Origin of the sequence: Actinomyces acetigenes, from assembly GCF_031296635.1 — a bacterium.
GTDB classification, from domain to species: domain Bacteria; phylum Actinomycetota; class Actinomycetes; order Actinomycetales; family Actinomycetaceae; genus Actinomyces; species Actinomyces acetigenes.
In genome coordinates this window covers 1-3,672 of the sequence record NZ_JASPFC010000075.1, presented here as the reverse complement: position 1 = coordinate 3,672, position 3,672 = coordinate 1, and the positions used below count along the sequence as shown (strand labels likewise).

Annotated in this window: 2 rRNA genes; both read left to right on the top strand. The window is 59.9% G+C overall.

Annotated features, from left to right (window positions below):
* Positions 1-1,297: ribosomal RNA gene (locus tag RIV14_RS13460) — 16S ribosomal RNA — on the top strand; the annotation flags it as partial.
* A gap of 406 nt (positions 1,298-1,703) precedes the next feature.
* Positions 1,704-3,672: ribosomal RNA gene (locus tag RIV14_RS13455) — 23S ribosomal RNA — on the top strand; the annotation flags it as partial.

Genomic DNA, 3,672 nt, shown 5'->3' with positions numbered 1-3,672 from the left:
CTATCAGCTTGTTGGTGGGGTGATGGCCTACCAAGGCGGTGACGGGTAGCCGGCCTGAGAGGGTGGACGGTCACACTGGGACTGAGACACGGCCCAGACTCCTACGGGAGGCAGCAGTGGGGAATATTGCACAATGGGCGCAAGCCTGATGCAGCGACGCCGCGTGAGGGATGGAGGCCTTCGGGTTGTGAACCTCTTTCGCCAGTGAAGCAGGCCTGCCCCTGGTGGGTGGGTTGACGGTAGCTGGATAAGAAGCGCCGGCTAACTACGTGCCAGCAGCCGCGGTAATACGTAGGGCGCGAGCGTTGTCCGGAATTATTGGGCGTAAAGAGCTCGTAGGCGGCTGGTCGCGTCTGTCGTGAAATCCTCTGGCTTAACTGGGGGCTTGCGGTGGGTACGGGCCGGCTTGAGTGCGGTAGGGGAGGCTGGAACTCCTGGTGTAGCGGTGGAATGCGCAGATATCAGGAAGAACACCGGTGGCGAAGGCGGGTCTCTGGGCCGTTACTGACGCTGAGGAGCGAAAGCGTGGGGAGCGAACAGGATTAGATACCCTGGTAGTCCACGCCGTAAACGTTGGGCACTAGGTGTGGGGGCCTTTTCCGGGTTTTCCGCGCCGTAGCTAACGCATTAAGTGCCCCGCCTGGGGAGTACGGCCGCAAGGCTAAAACTCAAAGGAATTGACGGGGGCCCGCACAAGCGGCGGAGCATGCGGATTAATTCGATGCAACGCGAAGAACCTTACCAAGGCTTGACATGTGCCGGTCGGCTCCGGAGACGGGGTTTCCTCCTTGTGGGGCCGGTTCACAGGTGGTGCATGGTTGTCGTCAGCTCGTGTCGTGAGATGTTGGGTTAAGTCCCGCAACGAGCGCAACCCTTGTCTCGTGTTGCCAGCACGTTGTGGTGGGGACTCGCGGGAGACTGCCGGGGTCAACTCGGAGGAAGGTGGGGATGACGTCAAATCATCATGCCCCTTATGTCTTGGGCTTCACGCATGCTACAATGGCCGGTACAGAGGGCTGCGATACTGTGAGGTGGAGCGAATCCCTTAAAGCCGGTCTCAGTTCGGATCGGTGTCTGCAACTCGACACCGTGAAGTTGGAGTCGCTAGTAATCGCAGATCAGCAACGCTGCGGTGAATACGTTCTCGGGCCTTGTACACACCGCCCGTCACGTCATGAAAGTCGGCAACACCCGAAGCCCGTGGCCTTATGGGGAGCGGTCGAAGGTGGGGCTGGTGATTGGGACGAAGTCGTAACAAGGTAGCCGTACCGGAAGGTGCGGCTGGATCACCTCCTTTCTAAGGATTGATTGGTTGTGCGTGGTTGCCTCTTCCTGGTTGCTTGTTTGTCTGGGCCGTGTGGGTCTGGGCCGGCTGGGTTGGGGTGTGTCGCACGGATGTCATGGCTGGCTGGTGCTGCGGGTGTGTCCTGTGGGGTTGGCTGGTTGTGATGCTTGGTGTAGGAGACACGCCTGCTGCTGCCTGATGGGTGGTGGTGGGTGCCCCTGCGTGTGCGTGGGGGTGGCATGCTGTCGGGGTTCTGGGGTAGTGCGCCCTGGTTGCCTGACCCGTCTGGGGCTCCTGGTTTGTTGTTGGGGGTTGTGGGTGGGTGTGGGTGGGTTGGTTGTGAACTGTATAGTGGACGCGAGCATCTTACTGTAAGATTTCTGCGACAAAGTGTTTCTTGTTTTGTTCGTGTGTCTTGTTGTTTGTTGTTTTGAGCGTTCGGTGGATGCCTTGGCATCAGGGGCCGATGAAGGACGTGGTGGCCTGCGATATTCCTCGGGGAGCCGGCTGGCGGGCTGTGATCCGAGGGTTTCCGAATGGGGGGACCCGGCACGAGTTATGTCGTGTCACCTGCATCTGAATTGTATAGGGTGTGGGGGGTGACGCGGGGAAGTGAAACATCTTAGTACCCGTAGGAGAAGATATTCCGTGAGTAGTGGCGAGCGAAAGCGGATGATGGTTAAACCGTGTGCGTGTGATACTCGGCAGGGGTTGCGTGTGCGGGGTTGTGGGGCTGTCCTGTTTCTCTTCTGCCGGAGAGGGGGCGCGTGTGCTGGCCGGTAGCTGAATCGTCTGGGAAGGCGTGGCGTAGTGGGTGATACCCCCGTAGGCGGAACTGGTTGGTGCGTGTCTGGGATGGTTTGCCCGAGTAGCACGGGGCTCGTGGAATCCTGTGTGAATCTGCCAAGACCACTTGGTTGCCTGAATACCTCCTGATGACCGATAGTGGATAGTACCGTGAGGGAATGGTGAAAAGTACCCCGGGAGGGGAGTGAAATAGTACCTGAAACCGGGCGCTTGCAAGCCGTCAGAGCCTCCGCACGCCTTGTGTGGGGGTGGTGGCGTGCCTTTTGAAGAATGAGCCTGCGAGTCAGTGGCGTGTCGCGAGGTTAACCCGTGTGGGGTAGTCGTAGCGAGAGCGAGTCCGAATAGGGCGATGTGTAGTGGCGCGTTCTGGACCCGAAGCGGGGTGATCTACCCATGGCCAGGTTGAAGCACGTGTAAGAGCGTGTGGAGGACCGAACCCACCTAGGTTGAAAACTGGGGGGATGAGCTGTGGGTAGGGGTGAAAGGCCAATCAAACTCCGTGATAGCTGGTTCTCCCCGAAATGCATTTAGGTGCAGCGTTGCGTGTTGCCCGGCGGAGGTAGAGCTACTGGGTGGCTGATGGGCCTTACAGGGTTACTGACGTCAACCAAACTCCGAATGCCGTGCGGGTTGTAGCGTGGCAGTGAGACTGCGGGGGATAAGCTCCGTGGTCGAGAGGGAAACAGCCCAGATCGCCGGCTAAGGCCCCTAAGCGTGTGCTAAGTGGGAAAGGATGTGCGGTCGCGCAGACAACCAGGAGGTTGGCTTAGAAGCAGCCATCCTTGAAAGAGTGCGTAATAGCTCACTGGTCAAGTGATCGTGCGCCGACAATGTAGCGGGGCTCAAGCACACCGCCGAAGCCGCGGACCCATGACGTGTTCCTTTCACTGTCCCTTGTGTGGGGTGGTGGCAGGGGTTGTGGGTGGTAGGGGAGCGTCCTGCACCGGGGGAAGCCTGTGGGTGACTGCTGGTGGACGGTGCGGGAGTGAGAATGCAGGCATGAGTAGCGATACTAGGGTGAGAAGCCCTAGCGCCGAATGACCAAGGGTTCCAGGGCCAGGCTAGTCCGCCCTGGGTGAGTCGGGACCTAAGGCGAGGCCGACAGGCGTAGTCGATGGATGACGGGTTGATATTCCCGTACCGGTGAAGCACCGCCCATGCTGACGCGCGGGTGCTAACCCACGCCCAGCCACCATGTAAGCCGCGCCTGTCGGGTTCGCCTGACGGTGTGGTTGTGGTGGTGGGGTCTGGGGGTCCTCCGTGCAGGTAGGCAAGCGTGTTAACAGGGGTGACGCACAGTGGTAGCCCGGCGGACCTGATGGCTTGGTCCGTTCAAGCGCGCAGCCCGTCCTCCAGGTAAACCCGGGGGACTGTCTTTGATGACGGGGGTGAGGCGTGATGGTGACCCTGCTTTTGGTGGGGGATAACAGGGTGATCCTGGGGTGCCGAGAAAAGCCTCGACGCGATGGTGCCAGCCGCCCGTACCCTAAACCGACACAGGTGGTCGGGCAGAGTATGCCTAGGCGCACGAGTGAATCATGGTTAAGGAACTCGGCAAAATGCCCCCGTAACTTCGGGAG